Here is a 19441-nt window from a genome sequence, read left to right as displayed (position 1 = left end):
CGGTTCAGCCCCACGCCCCGGCGGCGCCGGAATCAGAGGTGGTGTCCACGTAGATGTTCTCCATCAGGGCCGCGAGCGGGGGTTCCGGGCTGGCCTCGGCGAAGTCCCAGGAATCCTGCACGATCGCCTTGATCTCGGTGTCCATCTCGTGCATCACCGCCTCGGACAGCGTGCCGCGCGACTCCATGTGCGCGCGCAGCAGCGAGATCGGGTCGCGCTCGAGGTGCTCGTCGAGTTCGGCCTTGGTGCGGTAGGTGCCACTGACCGCGTCGGACATCGAGTGGCCCATGAAGCGGTAGGTGCGCATCTCGAGCAGCGTGGGGCTCTGCTCGCTGCGTGCGCGGGCCACGGCCTCCTCCACGGCGGCGCGCACGGCGAGCACGTCCTGCCCGTCCACCACCGCGCGGTGCATGTCGTAGCTGCCGGCCCGCTGGTAGATGTCGTTGATGGCGGAGGCGCGCTCGACGGCGGTGCCCATGCCGTACCGGTTGTTCTCGATGATGAAGAGCACGGGCAGCTTCCAGAGCGAGGCCATGTTGAGTGCCTCGTGGAACGCGCCGTTGTTCACGGCCGCCTCGCCGAAGAAGCAGCAGATCACCTGGTCGCCGCCGCGGTACTTGATCGCGAAGCCGACGCCGGTGGCGATCGGCAGGTGCCCGCCGACGATGCCGTGGCCGCCCAGGAAGCCGGTGGCCTTGTCGAACATGTGCATCGATCCACCCTTGCCGCCGGCGCAGCCGTCGATGCGGCCGAAGAGCTCGGCCATCACGGCACGCGGCGTGATGCCGCGGGCGAGCGCCTGGCCGTGGTCACGGTAGGTGGTGATCATGTAGTCGTCGGGCCGCAGCAGGCTGAGGGTGCCGGTGCTCACAGCCTCCTGCCCGATGTAGAGGTGGCAGAAGCCGCCGATGCGGCCGATGGCGTACGCCTCGGCGCAGCGTTCCTCGAAGCGCCGCTGCAGCAGCATGGAGCGGAGCAGCGAGAGATGGAGCGTGCGCTCCGCATCCGGCGCGGCGGGCGGCGCGGACGCAGCGGACTTCGGCGAGGCTTTCGCCGGGGAGGTGCGCTTGGCCATGGGTTGGGCGACAGTGGGTTGAACTGGCGGACATGCTGTCCACGAGTCATGCGCCTGCCCGGTGGGGGCAGGCACACGATGGTCAGGACGCTCCCTACTGTGAGCGACGCGAGGCACGAACTGCGCAGCGACCCCGCGACTACTCCGCGCGGCCACCGGGACCAGCAGACCCCTCAGGCCACCGTGGCGGCCTGCACCTGCTCCCAGGCATGGTACGACGACCGCACCAGCGGGCCGCTCTCGACATGGCGGAAGCCCATCGCCATGCCCGCGTCGCGCAGGTGACGGAACTCCGCCGGGGTGTAGTATCGGTCGAGGGCGATGTGACTCTCGGACGGCTTCAGGTACTGGCCCAGCGTGAGGATGTCGACGTCCACCGAGCGGAGGTCCTTCATGACCTCCACGACCTCCTCGATGGTCTCGCTCATGCCGAGGATGATGCCCGTCTTGGTGAGGATGTCCGGCGCGTGCGCCTTGGCGATGCGGAAGATGTTCAGCACCCGCTCGTAGCGTCCGCCCGGCCGCGCCTTCTTGTACAGCCGCGGCACCGTCTCGGTGTTGTGGTTGTAGATCTCCGGCCGCGCATCGAGCACGTGCTCCACGGCGTCCTGCCGGCCCTGGAAGTCGGGGACGAGCACCTCGACCGAGCAGGCCGGCACCATCTCGTGGATCAGGCGGATCGTCTCGTGGAAGTGATGCGAGCCGAAATCGGGGAGGTCGTCCCGGTCCACCGAGGTGATGACGGCGTGGCGCAGGTTCATGGCCGCCACGGCGCTGGCGACCTTCTCCGGCTCGGCCAGGTCGAAGCTGGGCGGACGGCCGTGCGACACGGCGCAGTAGGCGCAGTTCCGGGTGCAGACGTCGCCGAGGATCATGAACGTGGCGGTGCCGTGCTCCCAGCACTCACCGATGTTCGGGCAGTGCGCCTCCTCGCAGACCGTGTGCAGGCCGAGGTCGCGCATCATCCCCTTGATGTGCATGTAGTTCCCGCCCCCGGGCGCCTTGACCTTGAGCCAGCTGGGCTTGCGCTCGGGAAGGGGCTCGGCGCGGTGGCGTCCGAGGATCTGGTACAGGCGTTCTTCCATGATCCGACAGCCAGGGACGTCGCCTCGAGCGGGACGGGAGCGCCGACGATACGCCGCTCTACCGCCGTCGCGCCGCCGCGCTGTCCGGTGTGCCGGGAAAGTATCGGCGCGGAATGGGCATCGGAAGGACTGTAACCTAGAGAATTCGTTTAGCTGGTTACTGCAGCCGTGATGTGTCTGGCGGCCGTTCCTGTCACCGAAGTCGTAACGGGCTGAAGGCGTTTCCATCGGTTCGCGCCGGTCGGAGCGTGACCGCCGCGTGCACGAGCTGGCCTGTCAGCGGGGCCAGCAGGATGCCGTTCCTGCCGTGACCGCAGGCGTAGATCAGCGACGGCGCGATGGGATCGGGGCCGATGATGGGCAGCCCGTCCGGCGTCATGGGTCGGAAGCCCGCCCAGGCGTTGAGCAGCCCGGCCGAGCCGAGTGCAGGGAGGATGGCGGTGGCGAGGGCGCGGATGGCCTGCACGCCCTCCTCGGTGTGGCGGGCATCGAATCCGGCGTGCTCTGCCGTGGTGCCGAGGATCGTCCGTCCGTCCCCGCGGGGAATGGCGTAGCCGTCGCCGAGCATGACCACGTGGCGGAGGGCGCGGCTGGCGACCGAGATCATCTGGCCCTTGAGCGGCGCCAGCGGAAGCGGGCTGGGCAGCCCGGTGATGTCGCCCGACCAGACGCCGGCGGCGAGGACGACGCGCATGGTGCTGATCGCGGTTCCGTCGGCGAGCGCGATGCCGGTGGCGGCGCCGGCAGCCCCCGGGGAGATGCCGGCGACGGTGCCGGTCACGATCCTGACGTGGACATGGCGCCCGACGGCGGCCTTCAGCGCGCGGAGCAGGACCAGCGGATTCACGGCGCCGTCGTGCCGGTGGCGCAGGGCGCCCTTGGCGTGGCCGAGCTGCGGCTCGAGGGCGGTGAGCGCGGCGGCGTCCAACCACTCCGCCTCGACGCCGGCGCGGTCGCGGAGGGCGTCCGCCGCGTGGATCGATGTGGCGAGCTCGAGTATGCCATCGCGGTTCATCGGCACCGGGACGCCGGTGCGGTCGCAGAGCGATGCGGTGAAGGCCGGCCAGAGGTCGCGCGCCTGGCGGAAGACGGCCTGCAGCCCGGGATCGGTCGCGGCGCAGCCGTGGGCGGTGTCGAGGATCCCGCCGGCGGCAGCGGACGCCTCGCCCGGCCGGACGTCGGACACGAGGACGACATCGAGGCCATCGTCGGCGAGGGCGAGGGCACTGCAGAGCCCCGACACCCCGGCTCCGATGATGACGACGTCAGCGCTGGTGCGGGTCACGGTGTATTCATCCTGGAGGGCATGAGGGCAATATCGCCGGCACTGAAACTCCCGGGTCACCGGGACCGTAGTCGGGGCAGGACTTCCCGGAGGAAGATGAAATGCTGAAGACGATTTTCACGATCGGTGTGCTGGCCCTGCTCGGCCTCTTTGCGCTGAAGCTGATCGGCGTGCTGTTCTTCCCGCTGATCGGGCTGGCGGTGAAGATCCTGCTGATAGGCGCGGTGGTGTACGGCGTGATGCTGGTGGTGGCGCCGGGTGCGGCGCGACGCCTCCGGGACAAGGTGAACTCCCCGCGCACGTACTGACACCGGCACGGGTGGCGTGCAGGCGAACGGCGGACCCGCGACGGTCCGCCGTTCGGCGTTTCAGGAGGCGGTGGTGCGCGAGCGCCCGATCGCGGCGTCGAACGCGGCGAGCGTGCCTGCCGCGCTGCGCGCCCATGCGTACTTCGCTGCCTGCGTGGTGCCGGCACGGAGCAGGGCGGCGCGGAGTGCCGGTTCCTGCAGCAGCCGCAGGACCTGTGCGGCGAGGGCGTCGGCATCGTCGGGCGGGAAGTACAGCACCGCGTCGCCGCCGACCTCGGGCATCGTGCTCGCATCGGAGCAGATGACGGCGCCGCCCACCGTCATCGCCTCGAGGACGGGGAGCCCGAAGCCTTCGTAGCGCGACGGGAAGACGAGCGCGCTGGCGCGGGCGTAGAGTGCGGCGAGTTCATCGTCGCGCACGAAGCCGGCGTGGCGCAGCCAGCGTGGCGTGGCGTCGCCCTCGCGGAAGCCGTGGATGCCGCGCGGGCCGCAGAGGACGAGGGGGATGTCGCACCCCTGCCGCTCCAGGTGACGCATGGCCTCGTAGAGCACGCCGAGGTTCTTGCGCGGCTCCTGCGAGCCGACGGCGAGCAGGAACGGGCCCGTCACGCCGAGGCGCGTGAGCAGCGCGTCGACGAGTGTGGGATCCGCAGCGCGGAAGTCGTCAGCGGCGTGCGGCACGACGCTGACCCGCTCGCGTGCGATGCCGAATGTCGCGACGAGTTCCTCGGCGGCGCGCGTGGCGCCGGTGATGACCTGGTCGGCGCGCCCGATGGTGCGCGTGTAGCGACGCCTGGCGCGGGTGCGCTTGTAGAACTTCCACCACCGGCCGTCGAGCTGCAGCATCGGGAAGAGGTCGTGCACGGTCGGCACGATCGCCCCGCTGCGTGGCAGGTGCGTGGTGAAGTTGCAGGGGTACCACGCCACGTCGCAGTCCACGGCGGGCATCGCCGATGCCGGGCCGATCGTCGCGCGCTCGAGCACGTGCGGGAGTGCCGCGAGCTGCTCGCGCAGCGGACCCACGTCGGCCGCGTTGCGGGCGAAGATCGAGTAGCGCAGGTCGGGGCGCACGGCGGGCATGGCCGACAGCAGGCTCCGGGCGTAGCGTCCCATGCCGCGCAGGTTGCGCGTGATCGCGATGGCCTCGACGACGATGTGCATGCGGGACGCGGCGAGTGGCGGGGAGTGCGGGCGGCGCGGCTCGGGGGGGCGCGGATCAGCTGCCGCGGATCTTGCCGCGGATCAGTTGCCGCGGACCGGTGCGGCGCCCGTTGCCGGGCGGTACTCGCGAAGGTAGAGGTTGAGCGAGCCGATGGGGAGCGACGACTTCATCTGCACCATGGCGCGGGTGGAATCGTCGGTGAGCCAGACCTGCGCCTTTCCGCCTTCGCTGAAGAGTCCCTTCGCCTTGATGATCGGCTGGATCACGATGGTGTTGAACTCGCCCGCCGGCACGCGGATGCGCTCACGCCGCAGCACGATGATGCGCACCGGGTTGCGGTCGGGCTTGAAGTAGCGCGGGAACTCGTAGGTGCGGCCGACCTCGAGGGGCACGCGCCGGACGAAGTAGAGGAAGCTTCCCTCATCGAGCGGGTCAGCGACGCCCGGGACCTCGGGCTGGCCGTCCTGGGAGAAGGTGCGCCGTTCGGGGAAGAACTCGAAGGTGCGCTCCCGGTCGCGCGACCCTTCCGACAGGTCCTGCTTGTGCCGGAGGGAGAGGAAGCGGGTGGTGTCGATCCAGCTCTCGAGGACGTCGTTCACCTTGTAGAAGAAGGTGCCGCCTCGAACGACGAATCGCACATGGAGCGCGTTGAGCCCGCGGACGGATTCGTACCCGACGGTTTCCATGAAGCCGGAGCCGACGCGCACCGCGCTGAATTTCACGTCGTAGGTGAGCCGCTCGCCGACGGGGGGAATGCGCGGGGTGACGACCGGCTGGCTGGCGGCCGGGGCCGGCTGGGCAGCGCGGGACGGTACCGCTTCCGGCGCGGACGAAGCGGAGAGGCCGGCCACGAGGCCGAGCAGTGAGGCGGTTCGGACGTACGGCACTGGCACCCCCCGGTACGGGACGACGGCGTCACGCCGCCGGCGGATCGGCAGCAGGTGGAGTGGAAGCATCGTCGGCGCCGTCGGTGCTGCCCGGGCGTCGACCCCGGCGGCGCCGGCGCGGGCGACGCTTGCGCCGCGCGCCCTCGGCGCCGGCCTCGGCTCCACCCACGTCGCCGTCGCCGCCGTCGCCGTCGCCGTCATCGCTTCCCCCGTCATCCTGACCCGCCGCGTCGTCAGGGGTTCCCCCGTCGTCCCCGGATTCCGGGGCCTCGTCACCCGGCTCGCCGCCGCGCGACTCGCCGCGGGCACGCCGGGAGCGGCGACGCCGGCGTCGCGCCTTGCGCTCCGCACCGGCTTCGCCCGACGCCTCCGCTTCGGCGCCCTCTGCGGCGGGGGCGTCGGCGTCCATGCGTTCCCCGACGGAGGCCTCGAGCGGCGGACGCGGCGGGAGCTCGTCGTCGGGACCGGCGACGGGCGCGGCCTGTGGGGCCGTTGCGGCCACCGGCTCCGTGGTGCGGACCGGCTCCCGCTCACCCCGGGGCAGGCGCGGCTCACGTGGCGGCCTGTCGGCCTTCCTGCCTCGGTCGTCGGAGCGCGGGGCGGGGCGGTCCTCGCCACGGAGCGCGCGCTCCTCGCGGGCACCACGGGCCTCGCGCGGCTGGCGCTCCTCGCGGGCGGGGGGAGGCGCGGCTGCGCCCGCCTGCTCGCGCGGCGATGACCGGTCGGGACGGTCGCCGCCGCGGGGGCGACGCTCGGACCGGTCGCGCTCCCGCTCCGACGGGGCGGCGCGCTGGCCGCGCTCGAGCGGTGCCGCCACCTGCGTGGGTTCCGTGGTGCGTTCGGCCCGCGGGGAATCCGGGAGCGGCTTGCCACCCGGCGCCGGTCGCGCGGTGCGCCGGGCCGCGCGCGCCCAGTGAAAGAGCGCGACGACATCGGGCCAGCCGCGCCGCCGCGAGGCCCGCTGCCGCACGTCGTAGCGCGGGGCGAACTCGACGTTCTCGATCCGCCGCGCGAAGGGCGTGACGTTCAGCGCGAAGTCGACGTTCGCCGCCCAGCCCTCGCCGGCGCAGACGGGGCGGCTGCCCATGGCCTTCAGCAGGTCGCGGAGCACCGAAATGCGGATCAGGCGGAAGCCCGTGAAGGGATCTGCCAGCGGCGGCAGGCGGAGGAACGGCTTCACCGCCCAGCGGCCCCAGCGGCGCAGGCGGCGTTCGTCCTGCGGCGTGGCGTCGGAGACGGTACGATGGACCGCCACCAGGTCGGCGCCGCCCTCGAAGCGCTTCACGAGCTCCGGCAGGTGTTCGGGTGACTCGGTGAAGTCGCCCTGCATCAGTACCATCGTATCGCGGCGCGCGTACTCGTCATCGGCTGCCACGTGCCGCACGAGGGCATCGATGCTGCCGGCGTAACCCACGTGCGTGCCGTTGCGCAGCACCGTGAGCGGCATGACCGAGCGGTACGGCTCCAGGACCTCCGCGGTGCCGTCGGTGCTCGCGTCGTCGTACACGACGACATCGTACTCCCGGGAGAAGCCCTGAAAGACCGACCGGAGGCGCCACAGCAGCACGCCGATGGTGGTGGCTTCGTTGTGGACCGGGATGCAGATGCGGAGCACGTCGGACGGGTGGGTGGGAACGGCAGGAGGAACCGGACGAATCTAACCCTGCGGCGACGGGGGCCGATACCACGAGCGGCATGATGCGGGCCACGCGACCTAATGCACACGGGATCGATGCGCGCGAACGCTGCCGGCCGTGCCGGTGGTCCGGGTGTTGCCCCGCGCCGTCCCGCGGCGTCGCTGGGGGGTATCGTGTCGGAACGGTCCTCGCTCAGCCCTGCCCGCCCACCGCCAGCACGGAGAACGGACGCATGATCCAGGCCGACCTTCGCCACACGTTGACTCGTGACGACGCACAGCTGGCCCTGCACCTCGTGGCGCGGGAGTCCCCGCGCGACCGCGAGGCGGCCGAGGATGCGCTGCGGCACGAGGGCATCGACGCGCTGCTGGACGACCCGCGGCTGCTGGTGGCGCTGACCGGGGACGCGCGGGCGGTGCGGGCGTCGCTGCCGCTGTTCGTGTACGTGGTGGTGCGGCACTCCCTGCGCGAGCTGGGCGAGGGCGAACGCGTGGTGGCCGACTACGTGGCGAGCGTCGTGGTGCACTTCGCCGGGCACGATCGCGCCTGGCGTGTGGCGGTGCACGATGACGCCACCTACGACACGCTGGCCGGGCTGCTCTCGGATGCGGCGTCGTCCGACCCGGACCGGAGCTTCCTGGTTCGGCAGCACCTCGCGAACCATGCGCTGTGGCTCTCGGGGTTGTTCCCGGACCACGTGATGCTCCGCAAGTGGCGCAAGGGAGGCCCCGACCTGACCTACTACGACGAGATGGGCCGGCAGGGCTTCCTGCTGGCGGCCGAGCACCGGCTGGCGGACAGCACGGGGCTGCGTCCGGTGTTCGCCCGTGCCGCAGGGGAGTTTCCGCTGATCCGGCAGGCGTTGAACCGGGTCAGTGACCGCCTGCTGTTTCCCGGCCAGCACACACCCGAACGCCTGATGCGGCAGGTGCAGGACGAGGCGCGCTGGCGACTGGCGTCATGACGGTCCTGGTGCGCGCATAGCGGTTGCGGCGATGCTGCACGCGTGGGTACTCTGGCGTGAGCATCGTCGCATCCCAGTCCCCGTTTCCCAGCGCCCCGGTGTCGTCGTCGTTCGGCAATCCATCTTCGCGCCGCCAGCTGGCGGAAATGAAGCAGACGCTGGCCGTGGCGCGCCTCGCGCGCGACGACGTGCGGAAGGCCTGCGCGACATCGCGGGAACGGCTGGCGGCGGCTCGCACCGAGCTGGCGACCATCCTGCGCCGCAGCGACCTGGCGCGGCAGATCGACGACACGGAGACGGTGGCGGTGGCGGAGCGCTTCGCGGAGACGCAGCGCAGCACGGTCTCGCTGCTGGAGCGGAAGCTCGGGGTGCAGGAGGAGGAGCTGTCGCTGGCCGAGCAGACGGTGTCGGCGATGGAGGCCGAGCTGCGTGGCGTGACGGGGATCGGGCCGGCGCCCTCGGCACCGGGGAGCGAGGCGCCGGGGGCGCCGGCGCCCGACCGGGCCGACGCGTCGGAGTATCGCGGGCTGGACGATGCGGCACGCGCACAGGCCGCCGACGAGCGGCTGGCGGAGCTGAAACGGAAGATGGGGCGCTGATGAGGCGCTGGCTCCTGCTGGTGACCGGTGCCCTGCTTGCCACGCGCGGCACCGCCCAGGTCACGCCGCCGGCCACACCGTCGCCGCCACCCCCGACGACGACGGTGATCACCAGCGCCGACACGACCCTCAAGCGCTGCCTCGGGCAGCGGATCACGAAGATCTCGATCGAGCCGATGGGCCCGGAGTTCGGCGGCCGCTCGGCGTCGTCGCGGCTGATCACGGGGCTGGTGCGGAAGTTCCACGCGGACTCGCGGGCCAGCGTGATCCGCGAGTTCGTGCAGTTCCGCGAGGGTGACCTGTGCACGGAGATCAAGCGCCGCGAGACCGAGCGCGTGCTGCGCGCGCAGTGGTTCCTGCAGGATGCGCGGGTGCTGGTGTACCCGGACGGCGATGGCGTGCAGCTGATCGTGGCGACCGTGGACGAAGTAGCGATGATCCTCGGGGCGAACGTGAGCGGCACCAACCTGCGTGGGCTGACCATCGGCAACTCGAACCTGATGGGGCGCGGCGTGCTGTTCGAGGTGGGGTGGCGCAGCAACGGCGCGCTGCGCGACGGCCGGACGATGCGGATGCGGACGGCCGTGACGTTCGGCCGGCCGATCCAGAGCAGCGTGGCCTGGAACCGCTACGGCCTTGGCAGCCGCGCCGATGCCGAGGTGCGCTACCCGTTCTACACCGACCTGCAGCGCTTCGGCTTCCGCGCGCTGGTGGGGCGCGACGACGACTACGTGCGCTTCCTGCGCGACAGCGGCGGCCTGCCGTACCAGCGCGTGAAGCGGAGCTTCGCCTCGGTCGGCGGCGTGGCCCGGATCGGCCGGCCGGGTGCCCTGCTGCTGGCGGGCGCCTCGGTGAGCTATGACGGGGAGGACGTGGGTGGGGCGGTGCTGGTGACCGACAGTGGCGCGGTGTCGTTCGCCGAGGCGCTGCCGGTGCTGCCGGCACCGCCGCAGAAGATCACGCGCATGAACCTGCTCTTCGGCGGCCGCGCGCTGCGGTTCCTTCCGGTGCAGGGGTTCGACGCGCTGACGGGTGTGCAGGACCTCCGCATCGGCGTGCAGTTCGGCGGGCAGTTCGGCCGTCCGGTGAAGCTGCGCGGCATCACGACCTCGGACTTCTTCGTGTCCGGGGATGCGTACGCGGGGTGGGGCACCGACAAGGTGTTCGTGGGCTCGGAGTGGATCTTCTCGGGGCGCAAGTCACACAGCAGCGGCTGGGACGGCCGGCTGGTGACGGGCCGGACGGCGGCCTACGTGAAGCCGTCGCTCAAGTCCACGACGATCGGCTCGGTGGAGTACACGGGCGGCAACGACGTGCGGGTGCCGTTCCAGGTGCCGCTGGGCGCGTCGCGGGTGGGCGTGCGCGGCCTGCGCGAGTCGTACGAGGGAGGACAGAGCCGCGTGATCCTGCGTGGCGAGCAGCGGCACGTCTTCGGCCGGCCGTGGGGCTTCGGCGACGTGGGCGGCGCGGCGTTCTTCGAGACGGGCAAGCTGTGGGCCGGCCGCGCGCCATACGGCGTCGAGACGCCGTTCCGGTCGTCACTCGGCACCAGCGTGCTCTTCTCGGTGCCGCCCCGCTCGCGCGTGGTCTACCGCTTCGACCTGGTGTATGCGCTGAACCCGGACCAGCGCTCCGGGAACTGGGAGGTGCGCCTGACCTCCGGCAACTTCACGCGCATCTTCTGGCAGGATCCCGACGAGACGCGCCGGGCGCGCGAGCGGTCGCTGATCACGAACCTGTTCTCGTTCTAGTCGCGCGGTTCGTGGGTCGCGGGTCGTCGTGATGGTGGCATCGTCGACAGTGTTCACGCGGAGAACGCGGAATCACGGAAAGTTCTTTCGCGTGGCGGTGATCGGTGCCCTTCGCGAGATCGTCGACAAGGTTCACGCGGAAAACGCGTGAATCACGGAGAGTTCTTTCGCGCGGCGGTGGTCGGTGCCCTTCGGGAGATCTTCAACAGGGTTCACGCGGAAAACGCGGAAAACGCGGAAAAGGTCAGCCGGGGTCGCGGGCGTCGGTGGCTGTGCAAGTGACGAGATGCTGTAGGAACTGCGAAACCGCGCCCGCAGTTCCTACAGCATTTCCAGCAGGCCGGGCTGCATGGACGCTCGCGATCCGGTAGAACGTTTCCGCGCTTTCCGCGTTTTCCGCGTGAACCCTGTTGACGATCTCCCAAACGACACGGACCGACACGAGGCGCCCGACCGTTCCGTGATCCATGCCTTCCGCATGAACACTGTCCACGATGCCAGCCCGCGAAACGAACCTGGTGACTATGCCGCCGGGACGGAACGCGTGAGCCGGCGGAGCAGCGGGACGGAGAGCAGCATGAGCACGCCGGCGCCCCAGGCGGTGGCGGTGGGGATGGTGAAGAAGGTCGCGCGGCTCGGGATCTCGTCGATCAGGCCGGCGAGGAAGCCACCGAGGAAGTTCGCGGCCGAGATGGCGAGGAACCAGGTGCCCATCAGCAGCGACACGAACTGCACCGGTGCGACCTTCGTGACGTAGCTCAGGCCGACGGGATAGAGGGCGATCTCACCGAAGCTGTGGCAGAGATAGGCCCCGATGAGCCAGAGCGGCGACACCTTGTCACCGGCATCCACCGCGCGGCCGGCGAAGTAGAGCAGGAAGAATCCCAGTCCGGCAAGGAAGAGGCCGTACACCATCTTCATCGTGGTGGCCGGCTCGCGCCCGCGCTTGCTGAGGTAGAGCCAGAACCAGCCGGCGAAGGGGCCGAGGAGGATGATGCAGAGCGGCTGGATGCTCTGGAACCAGCTTGCCGGGATGGTGTCGATGCCGAACATCCCGAAGGAGCGGTCGGTGTCGCGATCGGCGAAGAGCGTGAGCGAGCTGCCCGCCTGCTCGAAGACGAGCCAGAAGAACACGACGAACGTCGAGACCATCACCAGTGCCCACACCCGCTTCCGCTCCTCACCCTGCGTGCCGAGCACCGCGACGGTGAAGGCGGCGCCGATGATCACGCCGTAAAGCAGCGACATGAGCCCGGACAGCGAGAAGAGCCAGGTCGGGATGCCGACCTGCGACCAGGTGCCGACGGAGGCGAGCGTCGCGAGCACCACACCGCCGGTGGCGCCGAGCGCGGCGTTGCGGCCGTACGACGGGATGCCCAGCTCGGCGATCTCGGCGCGCTCTTCCGCATCGTGCCGATGATCGGGGACGAGGCCGATGCCGGGGAGGTACTTGTCGCGGCCGAGCAGGTAGACGATCAGGCCGAGGACCATCCCGACGCCGGCGGCGCCGAAGCCGAGATGCCAGCCGAACCGCTCGTCCTCGGCGAGGAACCCGCAGACCAGCGGGGCGAGGAAGGCGCCGAAGTTGAAGCAGCTGTAGAAGATCGTGAAGCCGGCGTCGCGTCGCGGGTCGCCCTCCGCGTAGAGCTGGCCGACCATGGTGGAGACATTCGGCTTGAAGAAGCCGGTGCCGATGACGACCATCACGAGGCCGGCGTAGAAGAACGTCATGCTGTCGATGGCCAGCATGAAGTGGCCGAGCGCGATGATCACGCCCCCGAGCACCAGCGACCGGCGGGTGCCGAGATAGCGGTCGGCGAGGTAGCCGCCGATCATGGGGGTGAGGTAGACCGCGCCGGTGTAGGCCCCGTAGAGTCGCGACGCATCCTGGGCGGACCAGTGGAGCGCCCTCGTCAGGTAGAGCACGAGGATGGCGCGCATGCCGTAGTACGAGAACCGCTCCCACATCTCGGCGGCGGCGAGCAGGCCCAGGCCGCGTGGATGGCCGAAGAAGGCGCGGTCGTCCGACGCGGTGACCGCGCGGGCGGGTGGAGCGGAGGCGGTTGACACTGGGGTCAGGTCGCGGGAAGTGCTGCGGACCGGCGGCTGCGGAGTGCGGCGGCCGGCAGGAAGAAATCGGTGGTGTTGGCGGGCTGCTTGATGCAGGCGGCCCAGTGACCGGGGGCCTTCTCCTCGAGTGCGGGCACCACCTGCGTGCAAGCGACGTCCCGGTCGGGATGGAAGCAGCGCGGGTGGAAGACGCAGCCCGCCGGGGGACTGGCCGGCGACGGCGGGTCGCCCTCGAGCACGATGCGATCGCGCGGGGCGAGCGGATCCGGCAGCGGGATCGCCGAGAGCAGCGCCTGCGTGTACGGCATGACCGGCGACTGGAAGAGGACCTCGGCGCTGGCCATTTCCACGATGCGGCCGAGGTACATCACCGCGACGCGAGTGGCGAGGTGCTCCACCACGCCGAGGTCGTGGGCGATGAAGAGGTAGGTGAGGCCGCGGTCGCGCTGCAGGTCCTGCAGCAGGTTGATCACCTGCGCCTGCACCGAGACGTCGAGCGCGGAGACGGGTTCGTCGAGCACGATGAACTTCGGTTCCACGGCGAGCGCGCGGGCGATGCCCACGCGCTGCCGCTGGCCGCCGGAGAACTCGTGCGGGAAGCGGCGCGCCCACTCGTGGCGCAGGCCGACCTCCTCGAGCAGTGAGCGGACGCGCGTGTCGGCGGCGGCGCCCTCGGCGAGGCCATGGATGACCAGCCCCTCCTTCACCGTGTCGCCGATCGTCATGCGCGGGTTCAGCGACGCGTACGGATCCTGGAAGACGAGCTGGATGTGGCGGCGCATCTTCCGCAGCGCGGCCCCCTGCAGGGTGCGCAGGTCGCTGCCGTCGAAGTGAATGGTGCCGGCGGTGGGCTCGATGAGGCGCAGGATGCAGCGTCCCGTGGTGGTCTTGCCGCAGCCCGACTCTCCGACGACGGCAAGCGTCTCGCCGGCCGCCACGTCGAACGAGACGTCCGTCACGGCGCGGACGCTGCCCTGCACGCGGTTGAGGATCCCGCCGCGGATCGGGAACTCCTTCGACAGCCCGCGGACGGAGAGGAGCGGGGCGCTCATGCGCGGGCCTCGGCGGCGCGCGGCGCGGTGGCGCGTTCCGGCTCGGTGACGAGATGGCAGCGCGACGTGCGCCCGTTCCCGAGCGAATGCAGCGGTGGCGGCTCGGTGGTGCAGCGGTCCCATGCAACGGCGCAGCGATCGGCGAAGCGGCACGCCCGCGGCCACGCGCCCGGTGGCGGCACCGTGCCGGGGATCGTGGTGAGCCGCTGCTGCCGCGTGCCGGCGCGCGGCATGGCGGCCATCAGGCCCTGCGTGTACGGGTGCTGCGGCGCGGCGAAGAGCGCTGCCACCGGCGCCTCCTCCACGATCTGCCCCGCGTACATCACCGCCACCCTCTGCGCCGACTCGGCCACCACCCCCAGGTCGTGCGTGATGAGCAGCATCGAGGCGCCGCGGGCGCGCTGGGCGTCACGCAGCAAGTCGAGCAGCTGCGCCTGGATCGTGACGTCGAGTGCCGTGGTCGGCTCGTCGGCGATGAGCAGCGCGGGATCCATGACCAGCGCCATCGCGATCATGACGCGCTGCCGCATGCCGCCGGACAGCTGGTGCGGATACTGCTTCGCGCGGATCTCCGGCGACGGGATACCCACGGCACCGAGCATCGCGACGGCCTTCGCCCAGGCCTCACTGCGGCTGGCATTCGTATGCGTGCGCACCACCTCGGCGATCTGCTCGCCCGCGGAGTAGACCGGGTTGAGCGCGGTCATCGGCTCCTGGAAGATCATCGCTGCCGCACGGCCGCGGATGGCGCGCAGGTCGCGGTCGCCGAGGGTCATCACGTCACGCCCCTCGAACAGGATGCGGCTCCCCGGCTCGATGCGGCCCGGGGGATCGATCAGGCGCAGGATGGTGAGGGCGGTGAGCGACTTGCCGCAGCCGCTTTCCCCGACCAGCGCCACTGTCTCGCCGCGCGCGATGTCGAGCGACACCCCGTCCACGGGTGTGATGACGCCGTCGGCGGTGCGGAAGGTGACACGCACGTCACGCAGCGCGAGCAGGGGGTCGGACGGGGACATGCGATGGTCGGTCATGGATTGGGAAGCTGCCGGGGAGCGAGCGCGTCGCGCAACCCGTCGCCAAGCGCGCTCACCGCCACGACGACGATCACGAGGCAGAGGCCGGGGGCGATGGAGACCCACGGGGCGGTGGCGAGGAAGTCGGCGCCGTCGGCGATGATGTTGCCCCAGCTGGCCTGCGGGGGCTGCACGCCGATGCCGAGCCAGCTCAGCCCCGCCTCGAGGACGATGACGTTGCCGATGGCGAGGGTGCCCGCCACCAGCAGCGGACCGAGCACGTGCGGCAGCAGGTGGCGGGCTGCGATGCGTGCCGGGCTGGCGCCGAGGGCGCGTGCCGCCGTCACGAAATCGGCCCCACGCACGCTGCGCACCTCACCGCGCACGAGGCGCGCGATGCCGAACCAGCCGGTGAGGCCCAGCAGCAGCACGAGCAGCGGCACCGGCACGCGCGGCACGCTGGCGAGCACGGCGAGCAGGCCGAGCACGCGCGGCACACTCATGCCGGCATCGACGATGCGCATCATGAGGGCGTCGGTCCGGCCACCGGCGAGTCCGGCAGCAAGTCCCCACAGCAGGCCGGCCAGCATCTCCACCAGCACCGCGCCACACGCGACGGCGAGCGACACGCGCCCGCCGCTCAGCACGCGCGCGAGCACGTCGCGTGAGAAGGCGTCGGTGCCGAGCAGGTGGTCGGCGCCGGGACGCTGGTGCACGAGGTTCGTGATGTCGAGCTGCTCGTACGGCGCATAGGGCACGAGCAGCGGGCCGACGAGGACGAGCAGCAGGACGAGCGTGAGTGTCGATGCGGCGAGCAGGCTGCGCCGGTCGGCCCGCAGGCGGTGCAGGACGGCGCGCCAGTTGCCCCTGGCGCCGCGCGCGCCGCTCACGCGGCCTGCTCCCGTGCACTCTCGGCACGCACGCGCGGGTCGAGCCACCCGGCGACGAGGTCGGCAAGGATCGACCCTGTCACCACCAGCACCGAGCCCACCATCACGCAGCCGGTGACGAGGTGGTAGTCGCGTGACGCGATGGCGGTGGCGGCGAGCTGCCCCATGCCGGGCCAGGCGAAGACATGCTCGACGAACACCGCGCCACCCACCAGCGCCGGCAGGGCGAGCCCGCCGAGGGTGACGATGGGACCGAGCGCCGTGCGCCAGGCATGGCGGCGGAACACGCGCCGCGGCGCGACGCCCTTGGCGGTCGCCGTGCGCACCCACTCGGCGCCGAGCCGGTCGAGCAGTGCGTTGCGCTGCTGTCGCGCGACGGGCGCGGCGATGAGGATCACCAGGGTCAGCACCGGCAGCACGAGGTGGTGCAGGCGGTCGAGCAGGATCGTCCCCAGAGATGCCGAGAGCGGGAGCAGCGGATCGCTGGCCGCGCCGACGGGGAAGATCCGGAACCAGTATGCCCCACCGAGCATCAGCACGAGCGCGAGCCAGAAATCGGGGAGCGCGGCGCCGACCAGCGTAGTGACGCCGATGCCGCGGTCGAGGGCGCGGTCGTGTCGCGCCGCCTGCAGCGCGCCGAGCGACATGCCGAGCGCGAAGGCCACAACGAGGGCGATGCCCATCAGCGCCAGGGTGTGCGGCAGTGCCAAGGCGATGGCGCGCGTGACCGGTTGGGCGGTGCTGATGGAGAAGCCGAGGTCTCCGTGGAGCAGGGCGCCGAGCCAGCGCACGTACTGCGTGCCGATGGTGCCGTCGAGGCCGTAGGCAGCGCGCCACTGCGCGCGCAGCTCGGGGGTGAGCCGTGCGTTCTCGAGCGCCATCGCGAACGGATCGCCGGGGGCGAGTCGCACCAGCACGAAGGTGGCCGTGGCGACGATCACCACGACCACGAGGCCCTGCCAGATGCGCTGGATCAGCCCGGGCATGACCCGTCGCGGTGACGGGGCATGGTGCCGGTCAGCGGGCGGGCGCCGGTGCCGGCACGTCGCGGGCGATGCGCGCGGCGGCGGGAATCGTCCAGTGGGCGAGGCCGGCCCACCAGGCGTCGGGGCGCATGCCGGTGGTCTCGATGCGCTTGTGGATCGCCATCACCGCCTTCGGCTCCGCGATCCAGATCGCGGGGGCGTCGTCGGCGATGATGCGCCACGCGGCAGCGAAGTGGCGCTGCATGACGGCGGGCGCGAAGGCGGCCTCGCCACTGTCCACCTGCGCGTCGAACGCGGCACTCCGGTAGCCCTGATAGTTGTTGCCCCCGGGACCGGCGCCGGCCGTCGTCCAGCTGTCGCGCACACTGCCCGGTCCGGGGTCCGCTGCCCAGATGCCGAGCCAGGTGTCGAACTTGTGCGCGGTGGCGCGGCCCATGAAGCCCGCCATGTCCGAGCTCTCGACCTTCACGTCGGCCCCCACGCGGCGGAACTGCTCCTGCAGCAGCACGGCGGCCCGCATGCGCGGCACGCTGGTGGAGGTGACCGCGATGCCGAAGGCGAGCCGGCGACCGGCGCGGGTGCGGATCGAGTCGGCACCGCGCACCCAGCCGGCGGCGTCGAGCAGCGCGTTGGCGCTGTCGAGCGAGTAGGGGATGAGGGGCGTGGTGGCGTCGGCGTTCGGCTGCGCGATGGTGAACGGGCCGCGCGACTGCGTGGCGAGCGTGTCGTAGATGTTGGCCACGATGGCGCGCCGGTCGGTGGCCATCGTGAGCGCGCGCCGCACGGCGCGGTCACTGAAGATCGGGTGCGGCTTGCCGGTGACCGGGTCGAGCTGGTTGAATCCCAGGAAGAGGTACTGCAGCGACGGCATCATCACGAGGCGGAGCTCCGGATTCTTCAGCACGTCGGCGACCTTGTCGGGGCGCACCGCCTCGAAGAGGTCGGCCTCGCCGGTGGCCACGCGCGTGAAGGCCGTGACGGGGTCGGGCGCCATGGTGAACAGCACGCGATCGAGCTGGGCGCGCCGGCGTCCGGCCGTGGTGTCGGCGGCCAGCTCGAGCGACTGGCCCCGCTCCCACCGCACGAAGCGGAACGGGCCGCTGCCCACCGGCGCCGACGCGAATGCCGACGAGGCGAGGGTGGCGCGGTCGGCTGACTCGAGCAGGTGCCGGGGCAGCACGAACGTCTGGTACGCCACGTCGAAGAACTGGTGCGGCGTGCGGCGCCGGAACCAGACCGTGGCGGTGAGTGAGTCCGTCGCCGTCACCGAGTCGATGTTGGTGAGGTACGATGCCGTGGGTGACGCGGTCTTCGGGTCCTGGTAGAGGCCCACGCTGAACACTACGTCGGTGGCACGCACCGGGTGCCCGTCGTGGAAGCGTGCTGACGGGTCGAGTTCGAACGTCACCTGCAGCGAGTCGGCGCTCCAGCTCCACTCGCGGGCGAGGGCGGGGGTGAAGCCGGCGTCGCCGACGGTGTTGAGCGAGGTGCCGATGTCGGCCAGGTGCTCGAAGACGAGGTCCTCGACCTGCCGCCCTGACGCGGAGGCGGTGATCGGGGGCAGGAGGTTGTCCGGCTCGGCCGGCGTCGCGATCACGACCGTGCCACCGGGAGCCGCGGTGGCGGCGGGCGTCGCGGCGTCCCGTCCGCCCCGGCAGGCGACGAGTGCGAGCGAGGAGAGCAGGGCGAGCGCGCGCAGTCTCGGCATCGGGATGTGTTTCAGGTGGAGCGGCTGGTGGTGCATCGGGTGGGGTGGTCGTGGTGTGGCTCAGCGCCGCCACGTCCAGTGGGGGTCACGATAGCGACTGCGCGCGGCGTCCACATGATGGCCGGCGATCGCATCGTCGGGAAGCACGATCACGGGTTCCGCCGCGACGCGGCGCAGCGCCGCCTCGATCGCCGCAGCCACTGCAGGAAACGTGACAGCGGCAAGAGAGGCACGCAGCGTGGCGGGAGGCGGGACCGGCGGCAGGGGCACGAGGGCGAGGCGGCTGAGCACTCCCTGGTCGTCGTCGAGGAGAATGGACCCGTGCTGGATGAAGGCGCCGGCCTCGCGGTGCTGCGCGGAGCCGACGAGCTTCCGCCCGTTCACCACCAACTCGCCGGCGGACGGTGTCTCGAAGCAGGGCGCGAGGCCGGGACTCGGCGTCCGCGTGGCCGGCGCCGAGCGCGTGGCCGGGACCCCGAGGCCGCGGAGGGCGTCGAGCAGGAGGGAGTTGATGGCCTCGTATCCGCCGCGCAGGGTGGGGGCCCGGCTGGTGGGCGCCGCCACGCTGTAGGTCACCTCCCGCCCATGCAGGAGGGCGCGGCCGCCGGTGAGCCGGCGCACGGTCGGGACGCCCAGCGCGTCGCAGCGGTCCTGGTGATAGAAACCGAGTGTCCGCTGGTTCCTGCCGAATGACACCGACGGGCGATCCCAGGCGTAGATGCGGACCCATGCGCCCCCCTGCTCGGCGGCGGTCCGCAGGAGGGCCTCGTCGAGCGCCATGTTGTCCACGGCGGTCCGGGGCCCGTCTGCCCGGAGGAGGTGCACCGGGCCGGCCCAGAGTGGTTCAGGGGTCACGCGGATGCCGGTACGGGAACCGCGACCACCGTCGCGGCCGCTCATGGAGATTAGCTTTCGGCGTCGCCCGCCGGGTCTCCCGTGCGAGCCGACGCCTTCCGATACATCCAATCT

17 protein-coding genes are annotated in these 19441 nt (G+C 71.4%); 4 read left to right on the top strand and 13 right to left on the bottom strand.

Translation table 11 applies throughout. The annotated features are described in order from the left end of the window. Positions 1–4: 4 nt before the first annotated feature. From pdhA to IT355_10845, 3 genes are all read right to left on the bottom strand, one after another. A complete protein-coding gene (gene pdhA, locus IT355_10855) occupies positions 5–1075 on the bottom strand; it encodes a pyruvate dehydrogenase (acetyl-transferring) E1 component subunit alpha (protein ID MCC7053757.1) in 1071 nt (356 codons plus the stop codon). Between the two features lie 173 nt (positions 1076–1248). Then, positions 1249–2160 (bottom strand): lipoyl synthase, encoded by a 912-nt coding sequence (gene lipA, locus IT355_10850; GenBank protein ID MCC7053756.1) that lies wholly within the window; start codon positions 2158–2160, stop codon positions 1249–1251. A gap of 193 nt (positions 2161–2353) precedes the next feature. Next, positions 2354–3445: an FAD-dependent oxidoreductase gene (locus tag IT355_10845; protein MCC7053755.1), complete on the bottom strand. Its 1092-nt coding sequence runs from the start codon at positions 3443–3445 to the stop codon at positions 2354–2356. A gap of 101 nt (positions 3446–3546) precedes the next feature. On the opposite strand from IT355_10845, the gene IT355_10840 reads away from it, so the two are divergent. Continuing rightward, the gene (locus IT355_10840) at positions 3547–3753 is read left to right on the top strand and encodes a hypothetical protein (GenBank protein ID MCC7053754.1); all 207 of its coding nucleotides are present in this window, start codon (positions 3547–3549) and stop codon (positions 3751–3753) included. Positions 3754–3813: 60 nt separating this feature from the next. Here IT355_10840 and IT355_10835 read toward each other — a convergent pair whose 3' ends face one another. From IT355_10835 to IT355_10825, 3 genes are all read right to left on the bottom strand, one after another. Further along, positions 3814–4914, bottom strand: coding sequence for a glycosyltransferase family 4 protein (locus tag IT355_10835; protein ID MCC7053753.1), 1101 nt, complete (start codon positions 4912–4914; stop codon positions 3814–3816). Between the two features lie 81 nt (positions 4915–4995). Beyond that, positions 4996–5871: a DUF3108 domain-containing protein gene (locus IT355_10830; GenBank protein MCC7053752.1), complete on the bottom strand. Its 876-nt coding sequence runs from the start codon at positions 5869–5871 to the stop codon at positions 4996–4998. Further along, the gene (locus tag IT355_10825; protein MCC7053751.1) at positions 5831–7417 is read right to left on the bottom strand and encodes a glycosyltransferase family 2 protein; all 1587 of its coding nucleotides are present in this window, start codon (positions 7415–7417) and stop codon (positions 5831–5833) included. The genes IT355_10830 and IT355_10825 overlap by 41 nt, the downstream gene beginning before the upstream one ends. A gap of 254 nt (positions 7418–7671) precedes the next feature. On the opposite strand from IT355_10825, the gene IT355_10820 reads away from it, so the two are divergent. The 3 genes from IT355_10820 to IT355_10810 are packed head-to-tail and all read left to right on the top strand — an operon-like array spanning position 7672 to position 10753. Next, a complete protein-coding gene (locus tag IT355_10820; GenBank protein MCC7053750.1) occupies positions 7672–8403 on the top strand; it encodes a hypothetical protein in 732 nt (243 codons plus the stop codon). 56 nt (positions 8404–8459) lie between these two features. After that, on the top strand, positions 8460–9002 hold the full coding sequence (locus IT355_10815) for a hypothetical protein (protein ID MCC7053749.1): 543 nt from the start codon (positions 8460–8462) through the stop codon (positions 9000–9002). Continuing rightward, positions 9002–10753, top strand: coding sequence for a hypothetical protein (locus IT355_10810; GenBank protein ID MCC7053748.1), 1752 nt, complete (start codon positions 9002–9004; stop codon positions 10751–10753). The genes IT355_10815 and IT355_10810 overlap by 1 nt, the downstream gene beginning before the upstream one ends. Positions 10754–11275: 522 nt before the next feature. On the opposite strand, the gene IT355_10805 is transcribed toward IT355_10810, so the two are convergent. Genes IT355_10805 through IT355_10775 form a run of 7 tightly spaced genes read right to left on the bottom strand, consistent with a single transcriptional unit; the run spans position 11276 to position 19327 of the window. Next, a complete protein-coding gene (locus IT355_10805) occupies positions 11276–12823 on the bottom strand; it encodes a peptide MFS transporter (GenBank protein MCC7053747.1) in 1548 nt (515 codons plus the stop codon). Positions 12824–12828: 5 nt separating this feature from the next. After that, a complete protein-coding gene (locus IT355_10800) occupies positions 12829–13875 on the bottom strand; it encodes an ABC transporter ATP-binding protein (GenBank protein MCC7053746.1) in 1047 nt (348 codons plus the stop codon). Next, positions 13872–14891, bottom strand: a complete 1020-nt coding sequence (locus IT355_10795) for an ABC transporter ATP-binding protein (GenBank protein ID MCC7053745.1) — start codon at positions 14889–14891, stop codon at positions 13872–13874. The genes IT355_10800 and IT355_10795 overlap by 4 nt, the downstream gene beginning before the upstream one ends. 11 nt (positions 14892–14902) lie before the next feature. Beyond that, the gene (locus tag IT355_10790; GenBank protein ID MCC7053744.1) at positions 14903–15778 is read right to left on the bottom strand and encodes an ABC transporter permease; all 876 of its coding nucleotides are present in this window, start codon (positions 15776–15778) and stop codon (positions 14903–14905) included. Then, complete coding sequence (locus IT355_10785; protein MCC7053743.1) at positions 15775–16764, bottom strand: ABC transporter permease; 990 nt, start codon at positions 16762–16764, stop codon at positions 15775–15777. The genes IT355_10790 and IT355_10785 overlap by 4 nt, the downstream gene beginning before the upstream one ends. Positions 16765–16795: 31 nt before the next feature. Then, positions 16796–18472 (bottom strand): peptide ABC transporter substrate-binding protein, encoded by a 1677-nt coding sequence (locus IT355_10780; GenBank protein ID MCC7053742.1) that lies wholly within the window; start codon positions 18470–18472, stop codon positions 16796–16798. Positions 18473–18532: 60 nt separating this feature from the next. Next, the gene (locus IT355_10775) at positions 18533–19327 is read right to left on the bottom strand and encodes a lipoate--protein ligase family protein (GenBank protein MCC7053741.1); all 795 of its coding nucleotides are present in this window, start codon (positions 19325–19327) and stop codon (positions 18533–18535) included. Positions 19328–19441: the final 114 nt, after the last annotated feature.

This window comes from Gemmatimonadaceae bacterium (assembly GCA_020851035.1).
Taxonomy (GTDB): Bacteria; Gemmatimonadota; Gemmatimonadetes; order Gemmatimonadales; family Gemmatimonadaceae; genus JACMLX01.
The sequence above is the reverse complement of the archived record's forward strand: the minus strand, read 5'-3'. Positions and strand labels throughout refer to the sequence as shown.

Excerpts from the sequence above, each read along its gene's own strand:
- pdhA (MCC7053757.1), bottom strand. The coding sequence starts at position 1,075 with ATGGCCAAGCGCACCTCCCCGGCGAAAGCCTCGCCGAAGTCCGCTGCG.
- lipA (MCC7053756.1), bottom strand. The coding sequence starts at position 2,160 with ATGGAAGAACGCCTGTACCAGATCCTCGGACGCCACCGCGCCGAGCCC.
- IT355_10840 (MCC7053754.1), top strand. The coding sequence starts at position 3,547 with ATGCTGAAGACGATTTTCACGATCGGTGTGCTGGCCCTGCTCGGCCTC.
- IT355_10835 (MCC7053753.1), bottom strand. The coding sequence starts at position 4,914 with ATGCACATCGTCGTCGAGGCCATCGCGATCACGCGCAACCTGCGCGGC.
- IT355_10830 (MCC7053752.1), bottom strand. The coding sequence starts at position 5,871 with ATGCTTCCACTCCACCTGCTGCCGATCCGCCGGCGGCGTGACGCCGTC.
- IT355_10820 (MCC7053750.1), top strand. The coding sequence starts at position 7,672 with ATGATCCAGGCCGACCTTCGCCACACGTTGACTCGTGACGACGCACAG.
- IT355_10810 (MCC7053748.1), top strand. The coding sequence starts at position 9,002 with ATGAGGCGCTGGCTCCTGCTGGTGACCGGTGCCCTGCTTGCCACGCGC.
- IT355_10800 (MCC7053746.1), bottom strand. The coding sequence starts at position 13,875 with ATGAGCGCCCCGCTCCTCTCCGTCCGCGGGCTGTCGAAGGAGTTCCCG.
- IT355_10795 (MCC7053745.1), bottom strand. The coding sequence starts at position 14,891 with ATGTCCCCGTCCGACCCCCTGCTCGCGCTGCGTGACGTGCGTGTCACC.
- IT355_10785 (MCC7053743.1), bottom strand. The coding sequence starts at position 16,764 with ATGCCCGGGCTGATCCAGCGCATCTGGCAGGGCCTCGTGGTCGTGGTG.
- IT355_10780 (MCC7053742.1), bottom strand. The coding sequence starts at position 18,472 with ATGCCGAGACTGCGCGCGCTCGCCCTGCTCTCCTCGCTCGCACTCGTC.